Origin of the sequence: Nocardia cyriacigeorgica GUH-2, assembly GCF_000284035.1 — a bacterium.
Classification (GTDB): domain Bacteria; phylum Actinomycetota; class Actinomycetes; order Mycobacteriales; family Mycobacteriaceae; genus Nocardia; species Nocardia cyriacigeorgica_B.
Window position 1 is genome coordinate 114,456 of the sequence record NC_016887.1, and the last position, 25,147, is coordinate 139,602.

At 67.9% G+C, this 25,147-nt stretch carries 21 protein-coding genes and 1 tRNA gene; 8 read left to right on the top strand and 14 right to left on the bottom strand.

Annotated features, from left to right (window positions below; translation table 11 throughout):
* The first annotated feature begins 32 nt into the window (after positions 1–32).
* The 4 genes from NOCYR_RS00555 (at position 33) to NOCYR_RS00570 (ending at position 4,494) form a co-directional block, all read left to right on the top strand.
* Positions 33–1,784 carry a putative bifunctional diguanylate cyclase/phosphodiesterase gene (locus NOCYR_RS00555; protein WP_231856007.1) on the top strand — a complete coding sequence of 584 codons (1,752 nt, stop codon included), beginning with the start codon at positions 33–35 and terminating at the stop codon, positions 1,782–1,784.
* Positions 1,785–1,887: 103 nt separating this feature from the next.
* Positions 1,888–3,228: an MFS transporter gene (locus NOCYR_RS00560; protein WP_014348408.1), complete on the top strand. Its 1,341-nt coding sequence runs from the start codon at positions 1,888–1,890 to the stop codon at positions 3,226–3,228.
* A 78-nt stretch (positions 3,229–3,306) separates the two neighbouring features.
* Positions 3,307–3,513, top strand: coding sequence for a hypothetical protein (locus tag NOCYR_RS00565; RefSeq protein ID WP_048832504.1), 207 nt, complete (start codon positions 3,307–3,309; stop codon positions 3,511–3,513).
* A 9-nt stretch (positions 3,514–3,522) separates the two neighbouring features.
* Positions 3,523–4,494, top strand: coding sequence for a DMT family transporter (locus tag NOCYR_RS00570; RefSeq protein WP_014348409.1), 972 nt, complete (start codon positions 3,523–3,525; stop codon positions 4,492–4,494).
* Between the two features lie 123 nt (positions 4,495–4,617).
* On the opposite strand, the gene NOCYR_RS00575 is transcribed toward NOCYR_RS00570, so the two are convergent.
* Together NOCYR_RS00575 and NOCYR_RS00580 are read right to left on the bottom strand one after the other, a co-directional pair.
* Positions 4,618–6,156 (bottom strand): Rieske 2Fe-2S domain-containing protein, encoded by a 1,539-nt coding sequence (locus NOCYR_RS00575; RefSeq protein WP_014348410.1) that lies wholly within the window; start codon positions 6,154–6,156, stop codon positions 4,618–4,620.
* Positions 6,157–6,217: 61 nt separating this feature from the next.
* Positions 6,218–7,168, bottom strand: a complete 951-nt coding sequence (locus tag NOCYR_RS00580; RefSeq protein ID WP_231856008.1) for a hypothetical protein — start codon at positions 7,166–7,168, stop codon at positions 6,218–6,220.
* Between the two features lie 99 nt (positions 7,169–7,267).
* Between NOCYR_RS00580 and NOCYR_RS00585 the strand changes: the two genes are divergently transcribed.
* Positions 7,268–8,029, top strand: a complete 762-nt coding sequence (locus NOCYR_RS00585) for a lysophospholipid acyltransferase family protein (protein ID WP_014348412.1) — start codon at positions 7,268–7,270, stop codon at positions 8,027–8,029.
* Between the two features lie 107 nt (positions 8,030–8,136).
* Positions 8,137–8,209: transfer RNA gene (locus NOCYR_RS00590), tRNA-Gly, on the top strand.
* A 59-nt stretch (positions 8,210–8,268) separates the two neighbouring features.
* Here NOCYR_RS00590 and NOCYR_RS00595 read toward each other — a convergent pair.
* From NOCYR_RS00595 to NOCYR_RS00620, 6 genes are all read right to left on the bottom strand, one after another.
* The gene (locus NOCYR_RS00595) at positions 8,269–10,521 is read right to left on the bottom strand and encodes a heavy metal translocating P-type ATPase (protein ID WP_014348413.1); all 2,253 of its coding nucleotides are present in this window, start codon (positions 10,519–10,521) and stop codon (positions 8,269–8,271) included.
* 69 nt (positions 10,522–10,590) lie between these two features.
* Positions 10,591–11,523, bottom strand: coding sequence for a hypothetical protein (locus NOCYR_RS00600; RefSeq protein WP_014348414.1), 933 nt, complete (start codon positions 11,521–11,523; stop codon positions 10,591–10,593).
* Positions 11,524–11,576: 53 nt separating this feature from the next.
* Positions 11,577–11,780 (bottom strand): heavy-metal-associated domain-containing protein, encoded by a 204-nt coding sequence (locus NOCYR_RS00605; RefSeq protein WP_014348415.1) that lies wholly within the window; start codon positions 11,778–11,780, stop codon positions 11,577–11,579.
* A 72-nt stretch (positions 11,781–11,852) separates the two neighbouring features.
* Positions 11,853–13,271, bottom strand: a complete 1,419-nt coding sequence (locus NOCYR_RS00610; protein WP_014348416.1) for an MFS transporter — start codon at positions 13,269–13,271, stop codon at positions 11,853–11,855.
* Between the two features lie 173 nt (positions 13,272–13,444).
* A complete protein-coding gene (locus tag NOCYR_RS00615; RefSeq protein WP_014348417.1) occupies positions 13,445–14,164 on the bottom strand; it encodes a sterol desaturase family protein in 720 nt (239 codons plus the stop codon).
* Positions 14,165–14,184: 20 nt separating this feature from the next.
* On the bottom strand, positions 14,185–14,931 hold the full coding sequence (locus NOCYR_RS00620) for a FadR/GntR family transcriptional regulator (protein WP_048832507.1): 747 nt from the start codon (positions 14,929–14,931) through the stop codon (positions 14,185–14,187).
* 129 nt (positions 14,932–15,060) lie between these two features.
* Here NOCYR_RS00620 and NOCYR_RS00625 point away from each other — a divergent pair, with 129 nt between their 5' ends.
* Positions 15,061–15,978 (top strand): GNAT family N-acetyltransferase, encoded by a 918-nt coding sequence (locus NOCYR_RS00625; protein ID WP_014348419.1) that lies wholly within the window; start codon positions 15,061–15,063, stop codon positions 15,976–15,978.
* 76 nt (positions 15,979–16,054) lie between these two features.
* Here NOCYR_RS00625 and NOCYR_RS00630 read toward each other — a convergent pair whose 3' ends face one another.
* The 6 genes from NOCYR_RS00630 to NOCYR_RS00655 are packed head-to-tail and all read right to left on the bottom strand — an operon-like array spanning position 16,055 to position 23,914.
* Complete coding sequence (locus tag NOCYR_RS00630; protein ID WP_014348420.1) at positions 16,055–16,723, bottom strand: hypothetical protein; 669 nt, start codon at positions 16,721–16,723, stop codon at positions 16,055–16,057.
* On the bottom strand, positions 16,720–18,399 hold the full coding sequence (locus tag NOCYR_RS00635; RefSeq protein WP_014348421.1) for an ABC transporter family substrate-binding protein: 1,680 nt from the start codon (positions 18,397–18,399) through the stop codon (positions 16,720–16,722). Before NOCYR_RS00635 ends, NOCYR_RS00630 begins: the two co-directional genes overlap by 4 nt.
* Positions 18,400–18,446: 47 nt before the next feature.
* A complete protein-coding gene (locus NOCYR_RS00640) occupies positions 18,447–20,123 on the bottom strand; it encodes an ABC transporter family substrate-binding protein (protein ID WP_048832509.1) in 1,677 nt (558 codons plus the stop codon).
* Between the two features lie 10 nt (positions 20,124–20,133).
* On the bottom strand, positions 20,134–22,020 hold the full coding sequence (locus NOCYR_RS00645; RefSeq protein WP_014348423.1) for an ABC transporter ATP-binding protein: 1,887 nt from the start codon (positions 22,018–22,020) through the stop codon (positions 20,134–20,136).
* Positions 22,017–22,940, bottom strand: a complete 924-nt coding sequence (locus tag NOCYR_RS00650) for an ABC transporter permease (RefSeq protein WP_014348424.1) — start codon at positions 22,938–22,940, stop codon at positions 22,017–22,019. Before NOCYR_RS00650 ends, NOCYR_RS00645 begins: the two co-directional genes overlap by 4 nt.
* The gene (locus tag NOCYR_RS00655) at positions 22,937–23,914 is read right to left on the bottom strand and encodes an ABC transporter permease (RefSeq protein WP_014348425.1); all 978 of its coding nucleotides are present in this window, start codon (positions 23,912–23,914) and stop codon (positions 22,937–22,939) included. Before NOCYR_RS00655 ends, NOCYR_RS00650 begins: the two co-directional genes overlap by 4 nt.
* 173 nt (positions 23,915–24,087) lie before the next feature.
* Between NOCYR_RS00655 and NOCYR_RS00660 the strand changes: the two genes are divergently transcribed.
* Positions 24,088–24,927 carry a Cof-type HAD-IIB family hydrolase gene (locus tag NOCYR_RS00660; RefSeq protein ID WP_014348426.1) on the top strand — a complete coding sequence of 280 codons (840 nt, stop codon included), beginning with the start codon at positions 24,088–24,090 and terminating at the stop codon, positions 24,925–24,927.
* The last annotated feature ends 220 nt before the right edge of the window (positions 24,928–25,147 follow it).

The window sequence follows — 25,147 nt, forward strand, 5'->3', positions numbered from 1 at the left end:
GGGCCGCGTCTGCGTTGGCGACGGCCATGGTCATGTCCAGGACCACCGGGGCCTTCTATGTCATGGGCGGTGCGCTCGGGCTGATCATCACCGCGGTCGCGCCCGGCGACGAGGGCAACCGCCCGCTGGTTGGCAGTGCCGCCGCGGTGGCGTTGCTGCTGGGTATCAGCCTGCTCGGCTGGGGTCCGCGGCTGCCGCACAGCATCCACCACGGCTACGTCGCCATCGCGACGATCCTGGTGACCATAGCCGTCTATGCCTTCCCGAACACCGTCGGTGCGATCACCCTTGCCTCGTTCTATGTGTTCGTCGCCTGCGATGCCGCCTTGTTCTTCGTCTGGCCGCTTGCCATGTCGCATATCGCGCTGGCCATGGCGTTGTGCCTGTGGGTGTTGCCGACCCGCGAGGGTCTGCCGTGGTGGTCGGGTCTGATCCCGGCCGGGGTGACCTTCGGGGTCGGCGTCGTCGTCGGGATTCTGACCCGGATGGCGTCGGAGGCCGATATCGATGTGCTCACCGGTTTGCTGAACCGTCGCGGTTTCGACCGCGCCCTCAATACCGCGATCGAGAACGCCACCCGCTCCGAGGAAGGGCTGGCGCTGGTGCTGGTCGACCTCGACCGGTTCCAGAAGGTCAACGATCATCTCGGGCACCGCGCCGGTGACGCTGTCCTGCAGCGGGTGGCCGACACCTGGGGCAAGCTGCTCGCGCCCGATCAGCGGCTGGCCCGCTACGGCGGCGACGTTTTCGCGCTGCTGCTGCCCGGCACCACCGAACAGGCCGCGATCCTGCTGACCGAACAGTTGCGCGCCGCCGTCACCACCGGCTGTTCGGCCGGTGTGACGTCCTGGCAGCCGGGCGAATCCGGATCGCTGCTGGTCAGCCGCGCCGACGTGGGGCTGTACCGGGCCAAGCAGGCCGGGCGCAACCGCACCGTGCTGGAATCGTCTCGGCAGTTGCCGCTGGCGGTGGAGCTGCGCGAGGCCATCGACCGCGGCGCGCTCGACGTGCACTACCAGCCGATCGTCAGCCTGAGCGAGGGCGGCGGTAAGGCGGTCGGGGTGGAGGCGCTGCTGCGCTGGTCGTCGAGCGCGCAGCCCGATGTCACCACCGAGGGCCTGATCCGGGTGGCCGAGGAATACGACCTCATCTCCGACCTGGACGAGCTGGTGCTGCGCCGGGCCTGCGCCGACGCCGCGCGGTTGCAGGAGACCTTCGCCCAGCTCGATCTCACGCTCAACGTCAACGTCAGCGGGCTGGAGCTGGCCGAAACCGGGTACGCCGACCGCGTCACCGGAATCCTGGAGAGCACCGGCTGGCCCGCCGATCAGCTGGTGCTGGAGGTGACCGAGAGCGAACTGGCCGCCGAATCCCAGACCGCCATCGCGAATCTGCACACCCTGCGCGACCGTGGGGTGCGCATCGCCATCGACGATTTCGGCACCGGCTACTCCTCGCTGAGCCGGTTGGCCGCGCTGCCCAGCGACATCATCAAGGTCGACCAGTCGTTCGTGGCCGCGATCCGCTCCGATTCGCCCGCGCCGCCGCTGCTCGGGGTGATCGCGGCGCTGAGCAAATCGCTGGACCTGCAGGTCATCGCCGAGGGTGTGGAGACCGAATATCAGGCGGCCGTGCTCACCGAGCTGGGTTTCGCGCTGGCGCAGGGCTACCACTACAGCGATTCGCATCCGGTCGCCGAACTGATCAGCGACCTGAACCAGAATCAGGGCCGCGTCGGTCCCGGCGCGGACGCCGATCGCAACGGCTGGGTCCCGCTCGGCTGAAAATCCCTTGACCGCCCGCGCGGCCGAAGGCGATGCTGATCACATGCGTTTACTCGTCTACGGCTGTTGATTCGGCCCCGGCAGGCCTGCCGAACCGATCGGCATGCGTGCGCTGACCGTACGGGCGGTACTGTTCGCCGGTCTCGGTGATTTCTTCCCGCTCTACGCCATCTATGCCCTGCTGTTCGCCGACCACGGCCTGAACGCCGGGCAGATCTCCTCGCTGTTCGCGCTCTGGTCCGCGACGGCGTTCCTGCTGGAAGTGCCCTCGGGTGCGTGGGCCGACACGGTGTCGCGGCGCGGACTGCTCGTGCTGAGCGGCGTGCTGCTCACCACCGGTTTCACGCTGTGGACGGTACTGCCGAGCTACCTCGGCTTCGCCGCCGGATTCGTGGTGTGGGGTGTGTCGGGAGCGCTGCGGTCGGGAACATTCGAGGCGCTGCTCTACGACGAACTCAGCCTGCGCGGCGAACCGTCGGCGTTCCCGCGCATCCTCGGATACACCAGGGCGGGCACCGAAATCGCGGTCCTCATCGCCATCCTCGCCGCAACCCCGCTGTACCTGATCGGCGGATATCCGCTGATCGGCTGGGTGAGTGTGGCGATGGCGGCCGCGCATACCTGCGTCGCGCTCAGCCTTCCCGGTGCACCGAAGGCGGTGTCGGCGGGTGATGTGGAGGAGTTGGAAGAGGACCCGACCAGTGCATCGGTCGCCCCCGCCGCCGGGTCGCCGGCAAAAGCGATCACCCCCGCGCCGCAGCGGACGGCGCCGACGCCATCCGACGGGCCGATCACGCGATATCTGGCCATGCTGCGTTCAGGACTGGCCGAGGCGACGCGGATCAAGAGCGTGCGCAACGGCGTGGTGCTCGGCGCGCTGCTGTACGGCATCACCGCCTTCGACGAGTATTTCGCGCTGGTCGCCGGGGAGGCCGGTGTCGCAACAGCGGTTGTTCCGGTGCTGGTGGCGATCACGGTGGTCGGCTCGCTGATCGGCTCGGTCACGGCAGGACGGACCGAGACGATGCGGGCTCGCACCATGGGAATCGCCGTAGCGGTCGCGGGCGCATTGTTCATCGCCGGTGCCGTGGTCGTCGGGCTGGCAGCGCGCTGGCCTGCGGCACTGTATGTGCTCGCGGGTTCGGGGTTCGTCGCGCTGGGCGTGTCCTACGGCGTGATCTACAACGCGAGCGTCGTCGCGGCGGCCCGATTGCAGGACGCCATCGAAGGCCCGGCGCGGGCGACGGTGACCTCTGTGTCCGGGCTGCTGTCGGAGGTCGTCTCGCTCGCGGCCTTCGGCTTCGTGGCACTGGTGACGGTGTGGTTGTCGATGTCGGCCACCGTCGCGCTGCTCGGCCTCGGCGTGCTCGCGATCGCCGCGGTGACACCGGCCTGGCTGCCGCGCCGGCCCGCACCGTCGAGTTCGACAGGCCATGGCCGGTGATGCGCGGTGACCAGCGCAAACCCCGGCCGCGAGGTCGGTGGCCGACCACGATCGTCACCACCGTGGAGTCGGCCGACCGTGGAGTCGCGGGATTCGGTGACGTCGGCGGTGCTGACGCTCCTCGAGCTGCTGTGGCCTGGCCAGCAGACGATTGCGCAGCTCGGCGTCGAGGCACGGCCGTGGCGGATGATGCCACGCGGGGCCGGTGCCGCCGTGACACCGGCCTGGTTGCGGTGGAGTCGCGCGGCGCACCGGCTGCACGGCGTACCGCTGTCCCGGGGATAGGGTGGCGCGGTGGTGCACAGGCGGCTGGGACTGGGGCTCGGGATGTCCATCGGGGCCGGTGTCGCGGTGCAGGCCAGGATCAACGGTGCGCTGGGGGAGCGGCTGCACGATGGGATCGCCGCCGCGGTGGTCAGTTTCGGCACCGGGCTGCTGGTGCTGGCCGTCGCGTTCGTGTGCTCGCGGACCCTGCGTGACGGTCTCGGCAAGGTGCGCCGGGCGGTGGCGGCGGGCGAGCTGCGGCCCTGGCAGTTGCTCGGCGGGTTGTGCGGTGCGGCGTTCGTCGCCAGTCAGGGACTCACCATCACCGCGCTCGGTGTCACCGCGTTCACGGTGGCCGTGGTGGCGGGTCAGCTGCTGAGCAGCCTGGTCGTGGATCGGCTGGGGCTCGCGCCGAACGGACGCACCCCGGTGACGTTGCGCCGCGTCAGCGCCGCCGCACTCGGCGTCTTCGCCGTTGCCCTCGCCGGACTCGGTAGCTCGCAGGTCAGCGGCGCGCTGTCGGCGCCCGGTGCCATCGCCGAAGTCCCACCGGCGGTGCTGATCCTCGTTCCCGCCCTTGCGGGCATCGGCTTGGCCTGGCAGCAGGCGGTGAACGGTCGCGTCGGCGCGGTCGGTGGCCCGTTCCCCGCGACCGGCATCAACTTCGCCGTCGGTCTCCTCGGCTTGCTGGCCGTCGAGGCGGTGGTGGTGGCAGGCGCCGGACTACCCAGCGAATTCCCCACCGACCCATGGCTTTACCTCGGTGGCGTCATCGGCGTGGTCTTCATCGCGCTCGCCGTTCTGGTCGTTCGTTGGATCGGCGTGCTACTCCTCGGCCTCACCTCGGTCGCGGGCCAACTCCTCGCCTCGGTAGCCCTCGACGTCGCCATCCCCACCGGCGCGGGCCTCTCGATCACCGCCCTCATCGGCTGTGCGCTCACGCTGGCCGCGGTCGGCCTGGCGACCGGCCGCCCAGGCCTTCGCTCGGAACAACGCGGGTGACCGTGCCGGACACAGGCGCTCCGACTCGGCCAGTCCGGATTCGTGCGCGGCCGTCGCGGCACACCCACCCGCGCACCCGAACAGCTCGGGCGATCAGGATGTCCGCCGACCTGGCGATCCGGCTCAGACGAGTTTGCGCGAGCGCAGCTCATGCCCCTTCGAGGTCTTGCAGCGCCCCGATTCCAGGTCCCACTGCCAGCCGTGCAGGTTGCAGGTGAGGGTGTTGCCTTCGACGACGCCGAACTTGGACAGGTCGGCCTTCAGGTGCGGGCAACGGCGCTGCACTTCCCAGCCGTCGAGCTCGGTGGACGCGGAGTCGTCGTGCGCCTCGGCGAACCAGCCGTCGGCGTAGGCGATGCGCTCGTCGGTGAGGCATTTGAAGAACGTGTAGAGGAACTCGTTGTACCCGCCGATGCGCCAGGCCTGGAAGCGGGTGGACAGGAAGATGGTGTTCACCCAGTCCGGCTCGTTGTCGCGCAGCACGGTGCGCACCAGCTCCGGGGCGATGCGGAAGCCGTAGCGGTACTTGCCCTCGCCCTCGATCGGGCCGCGGACCAGGCGCTTCGGGAAGTCGAGCACCACGGTTTCCTCGCCGATCACCAGCCCGACGGGGTAGCCGATGCCATCACAGATCAGATCGCTCTGCGCCATGATCGGCTCGAACAGCGCCTTCAGCGGTTCCAGCAGCGAGCCTTCGCCGGTGGCCCAGGAGGCCTTCTCGGCCGCGAGTACCGGCGCCATCCGCTGGGCCATCCGCTCGATGTAACCGGCCTTGTCGTCGTAGATTTCGGCCGGGTCGAACGGGTGGGTCAGCTCCAGTTCGGCGCCGCGCACATCGGCCACCGATCCGGGGATCATCAGCACGCCGCCGTCATTGCCGTGGATCCGCATCTGCTCCAGGAACACCATCTGATCAGGGAAGATGTTGCCCTCGTCGCCGCGGTCGTCGTTGAGGTAGCGCAGTTCGTCGTCGAGGAAGACCGGCGGGCCGGCCGAGGGCACCACCCAGGTCGCGCCGACCTGCTCGATGTAGCTGCGGGCCCGGTCCATCCCCCGCTGACGCTTCTGCTTGCCGAAGTTGGCCTTGGTCCGGCTGGGGATGTCGTACACCATCGGGTACCAGATTGCGCCCGAGTACTGCAGCAGATGGATGTCGACGTGCCCGAACGCGTCGTGCAACACGTCCATATCCACCGGGCGCGCGTCGTTCATGTTGAAGCAGGTGGTCTCGCCGTCGGAGACGACCAGTCCGGAGTCGCCGATCGGGCCGTCGGCCGGTGCGCGCAGGGCGATGATCATGATGTCCAGCTCGCCGCCGGGCCCGGTCACCGTGTGCTTGACCGAATCCTCGGTCTCGAAGAACTTGTGGAAGCCCAGCTTCTCCAGCTCACGGCGCAGATCCGGGACCGGGTAGTCCGGCAGCAGGACGGTGGCGTCCTTGTTGACGTGCTCGGCCAGATTCTTGGCGTCGAAGTGGTCGCGGTGCAGATGCGAGACGTAGAGGAAGTCGCAGTTGCCGAGGGTGTCCCAGTCGAGCTGGGAATTGTCCGGGAACGGGAACCAGGACCCGAAGTAGGCGGGGTTCACCCAGGGATCGCAGAGAATCGACCCGGCCGTCGTCTGGATATGGAAACCCGCATGTCCGACGCTGGTGATCTGCACGAGCTTGTTCCTCCTGAACCGCGGTGTTTCCGTACTGTCAGCCGGTCGTCCAGGGTAGTCGCTACGGCGAGACGTCTCCGATGCAGTAGCCGTCGGCTCCCTCACGCAAGGTGAAGGTCCGGGTCTGCGTCACACCCGAGGAGTTGGTGACCGGCACCTGAACCGTCACGTATCCGGCCCGCAGCGCCCGCGAACTGATCTGCTGATCGGCGAAGGCGGTGGTACCGGTGAGCCGGCCCGGATTATTGGCCAGCGGCGCCGGGATCGGCGTGCCGGTGCCCTGCGGATCCCAGGTGGCCGGGTTCGCCTTGCAGATCAGTGGGTGAGTGCCTTCCTGGTCGGACGGGTCCAGCGGCTTGCCGATGAGCCGGGCGAGGTAGCGGCGCACGGTATGGCGGGCGTCGGCGTCGTCGTAGCCGGGTTCGGTACCCGCCGCGAAGACCCGGGGGCAGGCGTACCCGGTGGCCACGGCCGCCCGATCCACGGTGACGGTGGTGCCCGCGCCGCGCCAGATGATGACGTCATCGGTGACGTTGCCCGGCTGGGCGAGCGCGGCCAGTACCGGCTGTGGATCGGCATACATTTCGGCCACCGTCAGCGGCGGCAGTGTCCAGCAGGTGCTCTGGAGCTGGGCGATGGTGCTGTTCTCCAGGTCGACGGCCCAGCGCTGCACCGCGGCCGCCGCCTCGGGGACACCGGGCACCGCACCGACCGGGGGAGCGTCGGCGGGGACCGGGGGTGCGGCGGGCGTGGTCGTCATCGGGGGCTGGGACGGGATCGCCGCGGGTGGGGTGGTGGCGGTGACGGAGTCGCTGCCGCCCGCGCCGTCGCCCGGGATCCCGGAGGCCGAATCGCATCCGGCCAGCAGCGCCGCGCCGGCGAGGGCTACGGCTGCGAACGCTGCTCGACGTGTACCGCTGGCCCGATGTGCGCCGCCCGCACCGTGATCGGCGTGCGAGGCGTGACGGATGTCCTGCGATACGGGCTCGGCGCGGTCCACTGCGGAGATCACCTTTCCTCATGCGTGACTGGGGTCGATCACCCTGTGCCTACGGCGCGCACTACCGCCGCACTGCCGGATCGGCCGGGCAGCGACTACGCTAGCGGAATTGTGGAACCCGTCTACCGGACGATCATCGGCCTGGCCCGAACCGTCTTCTTCGTTGAAGGTCTGAAGTTCACCGTCACCGGCGATGAACACATCCCCGCGTCCGGTGGTGCCGTCTTGGCGGTGAACCACACCGGATACATGGACTTCACCTATGCCGGACTGCCGGTGCGCACGCCCAAGCGCTACATCCGGTTCATGGCCAAGAAAGAGGTCTTCGACAACAAGATCTCCGGCCCGATCATGCGCGCGCTCAAGCACATTCCGGTCGATCGGTCCGCCGGCGCCGACTCCTACAAGGCCGCCGTCGAATACCTGCGCCGCGGCGAGCTGGTGGGCGTGTACCCGGAGGCGACGATCAGTCGCAGCTTCGAGATCAAGGAATTCAAGTCCGGCGCTGCCCGCATGGCCATCGAGGCCGATGTGCCGATCATCCCGATCGTCATCTGGGGCGCGCAGCGGGTGTGGACCAAGGGCTTCCCGAAGCGGTTGGGCCGCACCAACACTCCGATCTCCATCGCCGTCGGCGAACCCATCCAGCCGTATGAGCCCGCCGCCGAGCTCACCGCGCAACTGCGCTCGACCATGCAGCGCATGCTGCTCGAGGTGCAGCGCGATTATGAGCACGAGCCCGGCGCCTACTGGGTTCCGGCGCGGCTGGGCGGCAGCGCGCCGACGCTGGAAGAGGCCGACGCCATGGACTCCGCCGAAGCCGCGGAGAAGGCCGCCGCGCGGGCCGCTCGGAAGAACGCCGCACAGCAGTAGCTCGGGGGAACGAATGGGCTGGTGACTAGCCGGTTTGGCAGCCGGCGCCGCTTCCGGCTAAAGTTTGGCGTCGCACGATGGCGGATCAGCCGCCGACGTCGCGACATGCGGATGTAGCGCAGCTGGTAGCGCATCACCTTGCCAAGGTGAGGGTCGCGGGTTCGAATCCCGTCATCCGCTCTTCGCACCGCAACGGGCGGGACGGCCGATCAGCCGTCCCGCCCGTTGCTTGTGTGCTGTTACCGCGCGGTCGAGCGGAAGTTGCGCAACCGCAGGCTGTTGCTCACCACGAACACCGACGAGAACGCCATCGCGGCGCCGGCCAGCATCGGGTTCAGCAGCCCCGCCATGGCCAGCGGGATCGCGGCCACGTTGTAGGCGAAGGCCCAGAACAGGTTGCCCTTGATGGTGGCCAGGGTGCGCCGGGACAGCCGGATCGCGTCGGCGGCGGCGCGCAGATCGCCGCGCACCAGCGTCAGGTCACTGGCCTCGATCGCCACATCGGTGCCGGTGCCCATCGCCAGGCCCAGATCGGTCTGGGCCAGCGCGGCCGCATCGTTGACGCCGTCGCCCACCATGGCGACCACCTTGCCCTCGGCCTGCAACCGCTTGACGGTCTCGACCTTGTCTTGCGGCAGCACCTCCGCGATCACCTCGTCGATGCCCACCTGATCGCCGATCGCGCGGGCCGCGGCGGCATTGTCGCCGGTCAGCATGATCGGGGTCAGGCCGAGCGCGCGCAGCTGGGTGATGGCCTCGGCCGAGGTCGGCTTGACCGCGTCGGCCACCACGAGCACACCGCGCGCCTTACCGTCCCAGCCGATCGCGACCGCGGTCTTGCCCTCGGCCTCGGCCGCCGCCATGGCGCGCTCGAGGTCGGCGCCGAGCTGCTGCGACCAGTCGGCCAGCAGCCGGGCCCGGCCGACGATCACCGCGTGACCGTCCACCACACCCTGCACACCGAGTCCTTCGATATTGGCGAAGCCCTCGACCGGCTTCAGGTCGCCGACCTTCTCCCGCGCGCCCTTGGCGATGGCCTGGGCGATCGGGTGCTCGGAGGAATCCTCCAGCGCGCCGGCCAGGGCCAGCACCTCGTCGGCGTCCTCGCCCTCGGCGGCGACGACGTCGAGCAGCGTCATCTTGCCGGTGGTGACGGTGCCGGTCTTGTCCAGCACGACCGTATCCACGCGGCGGGTCGATTCCAGCACCTCCGGGCCCTTGATCAGGATGCCGAGCTGGGCGCCACGCCCGGTGCCGACCATCAGCGCGGTCGGCGTGGCCAGGCCGAGGGCGCACGGGCAGGCGATGATCAGCACGGCCACCGCCGCGGTGAACGCCGCCGCGACCGCGCCGCCGGTGCCCAGCCAGAACCCCAGGGTCGCCACCGACAGCGCGATGACGATCGGCACGAAGATGCCGGAGATCTTGTCGGCCAGCCGCTGGGCCTGCGCCTTTCCGGTCTGCGCGTCCTCCACCAGCTTGGCCATCTGGGCGAGCTGGGTGTCGGAGCCGATGCGGGTGGCGCGGACCACGATCCGCCCGCCGACGTTGACGGTCGCGCCGACCACGGCGTCGTCGGTGCCGACCTCGACCGGCACCGATTCGCCGGTCAGCATGGACGCGTCCACCGCCGAGGAGCCCTCGACGATCACGCCATCGGTGGCGATCTTCTCACCGGGCCGCACCACGAACCGATCGCCGACGGCCAACTGCTCCACCGGAATCCGCTGCTCCGAACCGCCGCGCAGCACCGAGACCTCCTTGGCCCCGAGCTCGAGCAGTGCGCGCAGGGCGGCACCGGCGCGTCGCTTGGACCTGGCCTCGAAGAAGCGCCCCGCCAGGATGAACGTGGTCACGCCCGCAGCGGCCTCGAGGTAGATGTTGCCGGACCCGTCCATCCGGGAAATGGTGAATTCGAACGGGTGGGTCATCCCCGGCGTCCCGGCGGTGCCCCAGAACAGTGCGTAGATCGACCAGCCGAACGCGGCCAGCGTGCCGACCGACACCAGCGTGTCCATGGTGGCGGTGGCGTGGCGCAGGTTGGTCCAGGCCGCCTTGTGGAACGGCAGCGCGCCCCACACCACGACCGGCGCGGCCAGCGTGAGCGAGAGCCACTGCCAGTTGGTGAACTGCAAGGCCGGGATCATCGCCATGGCGATCACCGGGACGGTGAGCACCAGCGAGACCAGCAGCCGGGTCCGCAGCGAGGCGGTCGGATCCTCCTCGGCCGGTTCCGCCGCGGCCGCCTCCACCTTCGGTGCGGGCAGTGCGGCGGTGTAGCCGGCCTGTTCGACCGTGGCGATCAGCTCATCGGGGGAGATGTCGCCGGTGAAGTCGACGCGGGCCTTCTCGGTCGCGTAATTCACGGTGGCGGTGACACCGTCGAGCTTGTTCAGCTTCTTCTCGATGCGGTTGGCGCAAGACGCGCAGGTCATGCCACCGATCACCAATTCGACCTGCCCGGTGGCGGGTGGTTGTGTCGCGGTGGTCATGGGGCGCTCCGTTTCTGTGGTGCTAGGTAATTGTCGCTCGGTGCGGGCTTGGTGGATTCGGGGGCCGGGTCAGTGGCCGTGGCCGGGTTGTTCGGCGCCGTGGCCCGCTTCGGGTGCAGCGGTCGCCGGGCCCGCGGTCGCGGTGAACTCGGCGGTCCTGACAACACCTTCGTGCTGGAAGTCCAGGAACAGCCGGTAATCGCCGGTGGTCGGGGCGGTCGCAAAGAAGGTGATGCCGGGGCCGGCCGCGGTGACGCCGTCGCCGGGCTCACCCTCGGGGTGCACGTGCAGGTAGGCCAGGTCGGAGGCGCGCAGCGCGACCAGGTGGCCGTAAGCGCCCAGGTAGGGCTGCAGATCGGTGACGGGCTGTCCGTTGCGGCTGACCGACAGGGTGAGCTTCGACGCCTGACCCGGCGTGATCTCGCCGTCCAGCGTGACGGTGTACTCGCCGACCGTGGCGGTGGTGGCCGGGGCGGGCAACGGTTGCGCGTCGTACTGGCCCGCGACCCGCAGATCGGCGCCGAGCGTCAACGCCTCACCGCCCTCGGGGGTGAAGTCGGCGTAGACGCGGTAGTCGCCGGCCCGGGAGAGGTTCAGCGGAACACTCCAGGTGCCCGTCGCGTCGAGCACCGGGTGCACGTGCTGGAAACCGGCCATATCGCGGCGGACCACGATCAGGTGCAGGTCCTTGTCGTGCGAGCGGACGTAGCGGGTGACCGGCGCGCCCTGCTCGTCGAGGATGCGGAAGCGCAACTGGGCCTCGGCGGACGTGGTGGTCGTCGCGTTGTCCAGGGCCAGCGTGTAGCCCGCCTCGGTGGCGACCAGCCCGCCCGGCAGGTCCGCGGCGCCGGACCCGGCGGTACTGCCGGATCCGGCCGCATGCGTGTCGTGCCCGGCCGGTTCGGAGGGCTCCGGACCGACCGTGGCGCCGACACCGAGAGCGATCCCGAAGACCGCCGCGAGGCCGAGGGCGAATCCGGCGAACTTGGTGGTTGTGTTCATCGGGAGGCTCCGTCTTTCTACTGAGTTGGTGCTGTGGATTGCTGTGGATGGATTCAGTCGGCCAGTGCGAAACCGGCCGCGGCGACGGCGTCGGCCAGCGCCTGGCGTTCGACGGGTGCGCCGTCGACGGTGACCGTGCCGCTGTCCAGGTCGACGGCGACGTCGGTGACCCCGGGCAGGGCGCCGACCTTGTCGCGGACCTTGTTGACGCAGCAGCCGCAGGTCATGCCGGTGACGGTCGCGGTGGTGGTGCTCATCGAGTGCTCTCCTTCTCGGTGACGGACGGTCCGTCGAACTTCATACTTACCATACCCCCCTAGGGTAACTTGTCAATCCCGCACGGCCGCTCCCTCCGGCGCCGGAGCGCGCATGGTGACGGCGGTGATGGCGGCGCCGGCGAGCGCGATGGCGGCGGCACCGAGGAAGGCCGCGGAGAAACCGTCGGTCAGTTTCGGCAGGTCACCGAGCTGATCCGCGCCGAACGCGGCGGCGACGGCGGTCATCGCGGCCAGGCCGATCGCCGAGCCCACCTGATAGCTGACATTGACGATGCCCGAGGCCAGCCCGCCTTCTTCGGGACGCGCGGCGGAGATGGCGGTACCCAACGAGGGTATGAATGCCAGCGACATACCGCCCGCGGCCACCAGCGAGGCCGGCAGCACGTCGACCCAGAAATTGCCGGTCGGCCGCACCAGCGACATGATCGCCAGGCCCACGCCGAGGATCAGCAGGCCGGTCACGATCATCGGCTTGGCGCCGAAACGCTGCATCGCCCGCGGTGCGATCACGATCATGCCGAGCATGATCAGCGTCGTCATCGGCAGCAGCGCCGCGCCGGACGGGAACGCGCTGTAGCCGAGCACCTGCTGCAGGTAGAGGTTGAGGAAGAACCACATCGGCACCCAGGCCGCGCCCAGCAGCAACTGTGCGATATTCGCCGCGGCCAGGTTCGGCGCGCGGAAGATGCCCAGGCGCATCAGCGGTTCACTGCTACGCGACTGGAGATAGACGAAGCCGGCGAGCAGGGCGGCCGCGACGGCGAGCACGCCCCAGGTCTGACCCGAAGCCCAGCCGACTTCCGGCGCCTGCACGATCGCGTACACGGCAGCGGCTAGACCCGCGGTGACGGTGATCGCGCCGAGTACATCGACCGAACCCGAACGTGCCGGGGCGGCGGGCATCAGTAGCGGCACGGCGATCAGCGCGAGGATCGCGATCGGCACATTGATGTAGAAAACCCAAGGCCAGCTGATGTATTCGGTGATCACGCCGCCCAGGAAGACGCCTGCCGTGCCGCCGGCGGGCGCTGCCGCACCGTAGACGGCCAGTGCTTTGGTGAGTTCCTGCGGGGAGGACCCGAACAGCATCATCAGCAGGGTCAGCGCCGAGGGCGCGATGAGCGCCGCGCCGCCGCCCTGGATGGCCCGGCCCGCCAGCTCGGTCGCCACATTCCCCGCGGCGCCTGCGATCACCGAGCCGGCCAGCAGCACCACCCAGCCCGCGGCGAAGATCCGCCGCGCGCCGAGCAGGTCCGAGAGCCTGCCGCCCAGCAGCAGCAAACCGCCGAAGGCGATCACGTAGGCGTTGAACACCCAGGTCAGATTTTCCTGGGAGAACCCGAGTTCGGCCTGCATCTTCGGCAGCGCGATCCCGATGATCGAGGTGTCCATGATGACCATGAACTGCGCCGCGGCGATCACCGCCAGCGCCCACCACCGTTTCGTGGTGGATCTGGTCTGCGTAGTCATGACAGTTTCCCTTCCTTCCGGAAGCCGTATCGGCTGCGCAGTACCATACCCCCCTATGGTATCTGTTCGTCAAGATCGGAAGGGAAAAGAAATACGCCGGCACCAGAAAGGTGCCGGCGTTGCGGTGTACTACGGAGGTGGAAACCGCAGGTCGGGCGGTGACTTGTGGGCGATCAGCGCGTCGAGTGCAAGCGCCGCGCGGTCGGGGAGGTCGGCGTGTTCGCCGGGTCGGGCGCCGTACCGAAAAGGCGATCCGCGGTCCCCGAGGTGGTGACGGTGAACCAGTAGTGCTCGTTCTTGTAGTGGTGGTGGCGATGATTGCGCCAGATCGCCCGGTAGAGCGCGTGTTTCGGCTTGTAGTCGGTGTGGATGAGGTAGTGGGTCCACTCGTAGCCGAGGCCGAGGGCGGTGATGGTGAGCAGGAACGTCAGGCCAAGGCCGAGGCGCGGGAAGGCCAGCACCGCCAGGGCCACCAGCACCACGATGAGCACGACGAGCGTCTTCGTGGGGATGAAGATCAGCGGGATATCGCGCGGATCCACGTGGTGCTCACGGTGTTTGCGCGCCAGTTCGCTGTCGATCGGGATCGGGCCGAGTTTGCGTGGGCGCCAATGCAGCACGGTCACATGCACGATCCATTCGAAGACCGGGAAGACCGCCAGCATGACGGCCGGCACCAGCGCGTCGGTGAGCTGCCAGTCGCCGACGACGAAGCGGCCGGTCAGCGCCGCGAGCAAGGTGAGGCCAATCAACCAGGGCGAGGGGTGCCGGATGAACTCGCGGGCCGCCGCGCCGAGGGTGAGTCCGCGGCGCAGCGCGCGTTCATCGCGGCGCACCTTGGCTCGCGCGGCCGCGTCGATCGACGCGGATTCGGAGGGTTGAGCTGTGGTCATGATGATTCCCGATGTAGTCCTCAGTGTCCGTCTAAGACGCTGATCAGAGCGGTGGTCGCCGGCTCGAGCAGGGCTCGTGCGCGTTCGGCGGCCTCGTGCGGCCTGCCCGCCACGATGGCGTCGGCCAGTTCCCGATAGCCCGTCACATTGCCCACCTCGGCGGACATGATCGGGGCCAATGCGGCGAGCGCGGGTTCGTAGGCGGCCCGCAGCATGTTGTTCATCAGCCGGAACACGATCGAATCGGCCGTGTCGACGATGTGATCCCAGAACTCCAGCGCGATCCGCTGCTGCGCGATCGGATCCGATTCGGCCGCGGCGATCGAATCCACCAGGTCCGACAGGGTTTTCGCCAATTCCGTCGGCCGCGCGGCCGACTCTCCGTCCAGCCCGGCAGCGACCCTGGCGGCCGCAAGCTCCGCCACTTTCGGCCCATTGTGCAGCCGCGCCTCCAGAATGCTGCGCGCCACCGCCGGATCCAGCGCCCCCGCCCGCACCAGCAGCCGAGGCAACACCTCCAACCCGGCCCCGCGCCGATAATCCAGCACCGTCGTCGCATCCCCCTGCCGCACCGCCACCAGCCCCGCTGCCGACAACCGCTGCAACGCCTCCCGCACCGCGGGCCGCGACACCCCCAACCGCTCGGCCAACTGCCGCTCACTCGGCAACGCCGTCCCCGGCGCCAGCTCCCCACTCAACACGTCATCGGCGATCTGCTCGAACACATCCGCCGACACCGACCGCTTCACCACCGGTTGCAACGCCATACCCATCACTCTGCGCCGAATAGGTCAGGAGGTCAAGTGGTCAGACCAATTCTGGGAATTTGCTTGGCCCGGTCGCTCGAACGTGGTTTCGTTGGAATGCCCCGCCTGGGGAACCGAAGGGGGGACCACATGTCGACCATCTCCATACGTCCGGCCTGCGCGGATGATCTCGGGTTCATCGGCACACTCCTCGCGCGCAGCTGCACAGTGCGTGCGGAAGGGACCGGCTATCCGCGATGCGATGACGAGAACGAGCTGCTCGCCGAACTCGCGCTGTACGACAACAGGCTCGAAGACCACGTCTTCACCGCGTGCGACGCCGACGGCGCGCCGATCGGAATGGGCGGCTTCCTCGTCTCGGACAGCGACTCGGCCGCCTACCTGATCGGACCACTACTGGATGGCCCATCGCGGACGGTCGACAACGCGCGAGCCGTACTGCGTCTGCTGATGGACCAGCCGATCGCCCCGCCGGCCGTCGCGAGCTACCTCGAGGAAGAGAACGTGGTGCTGGCGCAGGCGCTGCGGGCCTCCGGCTGGGAGCCGGGACCGGCCCAGCTGGAAATGGTGTGTCCACTGCCGGTACCCACCGCGACCGGATCGCCGCTGGCCGATCAGGCCACGCTGCGCCGTCTGCACGACCCAGCGGATCCGGCGTTCCCGGTGCTCGCGAAACTGCTCGCAAGCCACCATCGCTGGTCGTCGGATCCGCTGGAGCGGCTTGGTGACTACCTCGACGACGGGTATCAGGTCGTCGTCATGGAATCGGCCGGGCGGCCTGCCGGCTGCGTCCTCTGGATCCCCGTGCCGGACACGGATTTCGGCAGGCTCGACTATCTCTCGGTCGCCGAGGAGTTTCGCGGCCGCGGCTTCGGGTCGGCGTTGACCAGGCAGGTGCTTGCGGAAGCCGCGGCGGACGGCCGGATCGAGCGAATCTATCTGAGCGTCGACCCGGCGAATGAGATCGCTCGACGCCTCTATCTGGCCTGCGGTTTCGAAGCCGGCACGAGCTCCCGGAAGTATTCGTACCGGCAGCAATCCGGCTGAACGCGGCGCTTCGGTTCGACCTGGTCAGCGCGGGTCGTCGGGCGGTGCGCAACTATTCCGGAGGTATGCGCAGGGCTCAGCTCGGATCGGAGCCGCGGATGGCCGACAGCCAGGTGGCCGTGACGGCGGCGACGCAGGTGGCGGAGGCGAAGGCGGGGATGCCGCCGCCGTCGATGTAGATCCAGAACAGGCCGGCGAAAGGGGCTGCCACGACGGATTGCGCGTCCAACAGAAGCCTGCGCAGCGGGGATGCCGCCGCTCGCGCTTGGGCGAGGCCGTCCGGGTCGGGGCGCGAGGGGTTGTCGATCAGGCGGCCCGGCGGTTCGGTGTCGCGGGCGCGCCCGGACGGGTAGAGCCGGACATCGCCCACCCGGATCGACCGTTCACCGAGTTCGGCGGTCGCCTCCGTCAACGTGATCAGTGCCGGATCGAAATACACCGGCAGCCAGCGAGTCCGACGCCCCTGCGTGAACTCCAACCACGACCGGCTCACCAGCCGATGCTGCTGCCGCACCCGCTTCACCGCGAGCGACTCATTCGCCCCCACCCCACTCCCGAGCCACCCCAGAGCCCGCGCAACACGCACCCCCGAATACCCCCCAATCCCCACCGCGACCGCCGCCAGCGCACTGAGCTGGTCCACATCGGCGAACGGCGCCCACGCGGTGATGACCGCGAGGGCGCCGAACGTGACGGTGAGCGGATAGGCCAGGGGGTGTTCGCTCCGGCCTGATCCGGGGATCACTTCAGGAAGCCAATTTTCGTGTAGTCGAGGGACGCCAGACCCGCAGCTCCGAAATTGGCGAGATCTGCCCGTACGCCGACATTGCCGGCCGACTGGAACAGTGGAATCGAGTGGCCTTCCTGCCAGATCTGCTGGTCGACCTGGTTGGCCAGCTCGATCGCTTTCTTCGGATCCAGCTCGGAGATGGTCTGCTCGATCAGGGCGTTCAGCTCGGGCGAGCCGATGCGGCCGTAGTTGCCCTGCAGATCATCGGGGTTGTACGCATAGATCTGGTTGAGGCTGCCGAAGGGGAAAGGATCGCCGACCCAGACCCAGAATGCGACGTCGAAATCGCCGGGCTGGATGACATCGGTGAAATAGCCGCGACCCGGCTTGGTCTCGATATTCATCTTCACGCCGATCTGGGCGAGATTCTGTTGCATGATCTGCGCGATCTGCACCCAGGTGTCGTCGTTGTACATGATGTTCCGGATTTCGAGCTTGCGCCCGTCTTTTTCTCGGACATCACCATTGAGCTTCCACCCGAGTTCATCGAGCTCACGTGCCGCCGCTTCCGGATCGAACGGCAGGCTGTTGTCCTGGTAGCCCTTCTGGCCCTGCAAGTAGATGTGGTTGTTCAGCGGCTTCGGGTCCTCCACCAGCCCGTTCTGTACCGCTGTCACGATGCCCTGGCGGTCTATGCCTTTGGCGATCGCCACCCGCAGTTTCGGATCTTCGAGAATCGAACCCGGCGCGCCGTTGAAGGTCATATGGGACCAGCTGTTGCCCGGCGCACGCCGAATCACGACGCCGGGCGTATTCCGGGCGGTCTCCATATCATCGCGGGTAGCCAGGCCGACCGCGTCGAGTTCATTGTTCGCCAGCGCGGGCACGAGCGCGGAGCTGTCCAGCACCGAGTAGGTGATGTTGTCGAGGACCGGCTTGTCACCCCACCATTTCGGGTTGTGTCCCAGAACGATCCGGCCCTGACCGCGATCGGTGGATTGCACCATGAACGGGCCGGCGGTCACCTTGATCTCGTCGACAAGGCTGTGATTGAACGCCTCGGGCGTCGCAGTCACCGATTTCGGGAACAAGAACGAATTCCCGGCGAACTGGCCGCGCCAATCGGCGTAGTGCTTGTTGAAGGTGATGATCGCCTGGCGGTCGTCGACGCCGCGTTCGACCTTCTCCACGCGGTCGAAGCCATTGGTGCTCGCGATCAGGAACGACTTGTCCCGTCCGCTCAGAGCATTGGCCTGCGAGGCGATGTCTTCCCAGGTGATGGGTGTGCCGTCGGACCAGACCGCCTTGGGATTGATGGTGTAGACGACCGTCTGCGGGTCGGTTTTGGTCAGCTGGATGTCGGTGAAGTAATCGGTGTTGATCGAAACTTCACCTGCGGCATCGATCTTGTAGGCCCGCGGCATCATCGGGCGCTCGATGGCACCGATGTCGTTCTCGTTGCCGTCATTGGACAGTGCGTTCCAGTTCGCCGGGTAGGCGCTGACCGATAGCCGGAGGTTGCCGCCCGGGCGCAACTCGCTCACATCGTGGGGATTGATGTCGTTGGTAGTGCCGACCTCCGCGACCGCGCCCTCTGGAGCGGCGCTGTCATTCGACGCGCACCCAGCCGCGATCAGGCTGAACGCGAGCAGTGGAACCGCGACTCGTCTGCGCAGCGACCGATTCCTCATGATCTGACCTTCCTGCTCGATCGTGCGTGGTCCGGACGAACGTGCCCTCACTTCAAGAACCCGATCTTCGTGTAGTCATAGGACGCGAGCCCGGGTGCTCCGTAATTGGCGAGGTCCGCGCGGACCGCGACATTACCGGCCGACTGCACCAGTGGAAGGGAGAAACCGATCTCGAACAGCTTGCGATCGATCTCGTTGGCGATATCGATCGCCTTCTTCGGATCGAGTTCGGCCAGCGCCTTGTCGATGAGGTCGTTGATTTCCGGCGAGCCGATGCGCCCGTAATTGCCCTGAAGATCGTTCGGGTCGTAGCGGTAGACCTGCGGCAAATTCTTCAGCGCGAAGACATCGCTGGACCACACCCACTGCCCGGCGTCGAAATCGCCCTTCTGGAACACATCGGTGAACAGACCCTGCCCGGGCCGGGTGTCGATGATGAGCTCGACTCCGATCTGCGCGAGGTTCTGCTGGATGATCTGTGCGATCTGAACCCAGCTCTGCGCGTTGTACATGACATCGCGAATGGTGAGTCGTCGACCGTCTTTCTCCCGGAACTCACCGTTGAGCTTCCAACCCAACGCGTCCAGTTCTCGTGCCGCGGCTTCCGGATCGAATGGCAGGCTGTTGTCCTGATAGCCCATCTGGCCTTGGACATAGACGTGGTTGTTGAGTGGTTCAGGATTCGCCACGAGACCGTTCTGCATGGCGACGGCAATACCCTTGCGGTCGATAGCCTTCGAGATCGCGACCCGCACCCTCGGGTCTTCCAGAATCGAGCCCGGCGCGCCATTGAAGGTCAGGTGTGACCAGCTGTTGCCCGGTGCACGCCGGATTTCCACGCCGGGCGTGCTCTGCGCGGTACGCATATCGTCGATACTGGCTACGCCGACCGCGTCGATCTCATTGTTCTGCAATGCCGGGATCACGGCCTCGCTCGCCAGCACGGTGAAGGTGATGGTATCGAGCTTGGGGGTGTCGCCCCACCATTTCGGATTACGGCCGAGCACGACACGGCCCTGCGCCTTGTCCACGGACTGGATGATGAACGGGCCCGCGGAAAGGCTGAGACCGTCGAGCTGGCTCCTGTTGAATGCCTCGGGCGTGCTGGTCACCGAAGCGGGCAACAGGAATGCCTCACCCGCGAATTGGCCCTGCCAGTCGGCGTAATGCTCCTTGAAGGTGATGATCGCCTGGCGGTCGTCGACACCGCGCTCCACCTTCTCGACCCGGTCGAAACCGAAGGTCATCTTGATCAGGTATTCGGGGTTCTCACCGCTCAGCGCTGCGGCCTGGGATCGCATATCCTCCCAGGTGATCGGCGTCCCGTCCGACCAGACCGCTTCCGGGTTGATGGTGTACACGACCCGCTGCGGATTGGTATCGGTGAGTTCGACGCTGGTGAAGTAATCGGTATTGACCGACAGCTCACCCGAAGCGCTGGTGTGGAACGCGCGCGGCATCAGCGGGCGTTCGACCGCGCTGACTTCGCCGTCCGAGTCGATATGCAGGGCATTCCACTGTTCGGGGAAGGAACTCAGGGCCAACCGGAGATTTCCTCCGTCGCGCAGTTCGGAGACATCCCGCGGGTTGATGTCATTCGACGTGCCGAGCGCAGCGACCTCCGCGCCGGGTGCCGGATCATCCGAACTCGAACATCCGGACAGGACCAGACCGGTCGCGACGGCCGCGATGGCCACACGTATACCGAGGGAGTGGATCCGCACGGCAAACCTCCTATCGGCTTACGACGGGCTCGGGCACCGCGTCGATCAGTGACCGGGTGTACTCGTGTTCAGGGTTGCCGAAGATCTGTTCCGCCGGTCCGGATTCGACGATCTTGCCGCGGTACATGACCGCGATGTCGTGGGCGAGGTTGCGGACCACCGACAGGTCGTGGGAGACGAACAGGTAGGACAGGCCGCGTTCGGCTTGCAGGTCGCGCAGCAGGTTGAGCACGCCGGCCTGGATGGAGACGTCGAGGGAGGAGACCGGTTCGTCGAGGACCAGCAGCTCGGGGTCGAGGGCCAGGGCGCGGGCGATGCTGATGCGTTGCTTCTGGCCGCCGGAGAAGTCGGCGGGGTAGCGGTCGGCGTGTTCGGGTCGCAGGCCGACCTGTTCGAGCAATTGCGGTACCCGGCGGGCGATTTCGGCGCGCGGGCGGCCGTCGATGCGCAGTGGTTCGGCGATGGCGTCGTGGATGGGCAGGCGCGGGTCGAGCGAGGCGGTGGGGTCCTGGAAGACGATCTGCATCTTGCGGCGGATCTCGCGTTTGCGGGCCTTGGTCAGGCTCGCGACGTCGCTGCCGAGGATTTCGATGCTGCCGGCTTCCGGACGCACCAGGTCCAGGATCTGGGTGAGCGTGGTGGATTTCCCGGATCCGGATTCGCCCACCAGCGCCAGCGTGCGGCCCTTGCGAACCTCGAAGCTGATGCCGTCGACGGCACGCACCTCGCCCTTGCGGCGGCGCAACACCACACCGGAGGTGATCGGGAAGGTTTTCACCAGGTCACGCACCCGCAGCACCACTTCGGGTTCGGTGTCGGCGACCCGTTCCGGCTCGGTGATGTCGCGGCGGTAGGCCTCGAACAGCTCCGCCGAACCCACCTCGGAGGTGCGGATGCAGGCGGCGGAATGACCGGGGCCGGTGCGTTCCAGCGGGGGTTCGGCGGCGCGGCATTCGTCGATGGAAACCGGGCAGCGCGGTGCGAACGAGCAGCCCGGCGGCAGCGCGTGCATGGCGGGCGGGGCGCCGACGATCGGGATCAGCGGGGCCCGGGCGGGGCCGTCCATGCGCGGGATCGAGCCGAGCAGACCGACCGTGTACGGCATCCGCGGCGTGGTGAACAGCGCTGTGGTGGCGGCGGTTTCGACGATCTTGCCCGCGTACATCACCGCGACCCGGTCGGCGAGGGTGGCCGCGATACCCATGTCGTGGGTGATCATGATGACGCCGGCGCCGGTGATGTCGCGGGCCTTGCGCAGCAGGTTCAGGATCTGCTTCTGCACGGTGACGTCGAGCGCGGTGGTTGGCTCGTCGCAGATGATCAGCGCCGGATCGTTGGCGATCGCCATGGCGATGACCACGCGCTGGCGCATACCGCCGGAGAACTCGTGCGGGAACGCCTTCGCGCGCATCTCCGGATCCGGGATGCCCACCAGATCGAGCAATTCGACGGCCCGTTTCGCGGCGTCGGCCTTGCTCATCGCACCGTGCGCCAGCAGCGCCTCGGCGATCTGATCGCCCACTCGGTACACCGGCGTCAGGGCCGACAGCGGGTCCTGGAACACCATGCTGATCGAGCTGCCGCGCAGCTTGGACAGCTGCTTGTCGCCGAGCCCGAGCAGCTCCCGTCCACGCAGCCGGATCGAGCCGTTGATCCTGGCCTGTTCCGGCAGCAGCCCCATCACCGCCAGCGAGGACACCGACTTGCCGGAACCGGATTCGCCGACGATCGCGAGCACTTCCCGGTCGTTGACGGTGTAGCTGACCCCGCGCACGGCATCGACGCGGCCTTCCTCGCTGGGGAAGGAGACCCGCAGGTCGCTCACCTCGAGCAGCGGCGCTGTCGAGGACTTCTCCGGCGGGCTCTGCTCGACGGTAGTGGTTTCGCTGCTGCTCATGCCTTCGCCTTAGCCTTCCGCGACCGGGCCCGCTTGGCACTCGGATCGAATGCGTCGCGCAGCCCGTCACCCACCAGATTCGCGCACAACACCGTGATGATCAGCAGACCACCGGCGAACAGGAACAGCCACGGGTAGGTCAGCGCGGACTTGGTGCCCGAAGCGATCAGCGAACCCAGCGAGACGTCGGGGGGCTGCACACCGAAGCCGAGGAAGCTGAGCCCGGTCTCGGCCATGATCGAGGCGCCGACGGTGAGCGTGGTGTCGATGATCAGGATCGAGGCGATATTGGGCACGATATGACTGAGGATCACCGTGCGGGTGGGCGCGCCCATATAGCGTGCGGCCCGGACGAATTCGCGTTCGCGCAGGCTCAGCGTCAACCCGCGCACGATCCGCGCGCTGATCATCCAGCCGAACAGCGCCAGCAGCAGGATCAGCAGCAGAATCGACCCGCTGCCCTTGGTGCGCGGGGCGAACAGCGCGATGATGATGAAGCTCGGCACCACCAGCAGCAGGTCGACGAACCACATGATGGCTTTATCGGTCCAGCCGCCGAGCAGTCCGGCGATGGAACCGGCCAGTGCGGCGATGGTGGTGGAGATGATGGCCACGCAGAAGCCGATGATCAGCGATTTCTGGAGTCCGCGCAGCGTCTGCGCGAGCACGTCCTGGCCGATCTGGGTGGTGCCGAACGGATGCTCCGGGCTCGGCGGTTTCAGCAGCGCGGTGTAGTCGAGCTGCTGATAGTCGTAGGGCAGGAACGGCGGCAGCGCGAAACTGACGATGAACAGCAGCACCAGGATGATCGCGCCGGCGACGGCCGGTTTGTTGCGCAGGAAACGGCGCAGGACCAGCTTGCGCCGCCCGGTGGCCGCGACCTCCGGAGCTCCTTGGACGATGATCTCGGCTTCGGTCAACTCACACGCACCCTGGGATCGAGAATCGCGTACACGATGTCGGACAACAGCCCCGACACCAGCACCACCAAGCCCGCGAACGCCGTCACCGTGACCACGACGTACAGGTCCTGGGCGTTGATCGAATCGACCAGCCATTCGCCCACGCCGTGCCAGCCGAAGATCTTCTCGGTGAAGGTGGCGCCGGTGATGAGGCCGCCGAGGCTGTAGGCGAACAGCGTGGCCATCGGGATCAGCGCGGTGCGCAGGCCGTGTTTGTAGAGGGCCTTGCTGCGGGTCAGGCCCTTGGCGCGGGCGGTGCGGATGAAATCGCTTTGCAGCACGTCGAGCATGGCGTTGCGCTGGTAGCGGCTGTAGCCGGCCATACCGCCGAGGGCCAGCGTCAGCGTGGGCAGCACCAGATGCTGGAGCCGGTCCACCAATTGGGCGCCGAAGCCTTCGATCGTGCTGGCCGAGGTCTCGCCGGTATAGAGGAAGATCTGCTGGCCGGTCAGCGAGTTGATCTCCAGCGCACCGTATTTCAACAGCGTCGCGAGCAGGAACACCGGTGTGGACAGGATCAGCAGCGACACGATCGTGGTGAAATAGTCGCTGAACTTGTACTGCCGGATCGCCCCGGCGGCGCCGATCAGCACACCGAGCACGGTGCCGACGATCGAGCCGATGATCAGCAGCCGCAGCGAGACCCCCACGCGGCGCGGCAATTCCTCACTCACCGGCTGCCCGGCCAGGGTGGTGCCGAAATCTCCTTGCGGGATGCCCTTGATCCAGGTGAGATAGCGCTGCGGGATGGGCTCGTCCAGGTGCAGTTCCTCGGCCTTGGCGTCGATCACCGATTGCGGCGGCCGCGGATTGCGCTGTTCCAGGCTGTCGAGCGGGCGAAAGGTCAGTGACGCGAGGCTGAACGTGAGAAATGAGGCCAGCAGCAACAGCACGACATAGTTGAGCGCACGTCGTAGCAAAAAGCCGGTCATCGGTCCCCTCGAGTCCAGGTGTAGCCCCCGATCATAGGGAGCCACCGGCCACCGCGCGCGCCCGACGGGCTACCAGCGTGTTCATCTTTCGGCCAACTCGAATCCCCGCGGCCCGGCAACCGCTCGGCGCGCCCGGGTGGGCGGCGCGGCGGCGCGCGCGCGAAGACAGCACAATGGAATGGGTGACCCGTGTGCAGCTGCCGAAGCCGGTACTCGTCGCCTCCGATGTGGACGGCACCCTCATCGACCCCGAGGAGCGGGTGACCGCGCGCACCAAAGCCGCCGTCGGCGCCGTGGTCGCCGACGGCGTGCCGTTCGTGCTGGCGACCGGGCGTCCGCCGCGCTGGATCGGCCCGGTGGTGGACGGGCTCGGCTTCGCCCCGCTGTGCGTGTGCGGCAATGGCGCGGTGATCTACGACAGCGCCGCCGACCGCGTCCTGACCAGCTGGACCCTCGATATCGACACCCTCGGCTGGATCGCCGACCTCGCCGAGGAGGCGCTACCCGGCTGCGGCCTGGCGGCCGAACGGGTGGGTGCCAGTGCCCATGACGCGGTGACGCCGCAATTCGTCAGCTCCCCCGAATACGAGCACGCCTGGCTCAACCCCGACGACACCGCCGTCGCCCGGCACGAGGTGATCGACGCACCGGCGATCAAGATGCTGATCCGGCTACCCGGCGCCCGCAGCGGCGACATGCTCGCCGCGCTGGCCCCGCTGGTCGGCGACCGCGCCGACATCACCTACTCCACCGACCACGGGCTGATCGAACTGTCGGCACCCGGCGTCACCAAGGCATCCGGTCTGGTGACCGTCGCCGAACGCCTCGGCGTCGACCCGGCCGCCGCTATCGCCTTCGGCGATATGCCCAACGACATCCCGATGCTCACCCTCGCCGGCCGCGGCGTCGCCATGGCCAACGCCCACCCCGACGCCCTCGCCGCGGCGAACGAAGTGACTACGACCAACGCCGAGGACGGCGTGGCGCGGGTGCTGGAGCGGTGGTGGGTGTGAGCGTTGTCGCGCTCTCAAGCCTGTCACGAACGGCCGCTATCGGCTGATGCACGGAACCCCGGGCCGTCTCGACCGGGACTGCTCGGAGCAGTCCGGCGATGCGGCGCCGGGGTTCGATGTGTCTGGTCAGCGGTTCTGGTGCGCCGGTCAGGGACCGGCGCTGTACGAGGCCGGGACCGGCGTTTCCGGGCCGGAGCTGGTGCCGGGCCCCGGGGAAGTT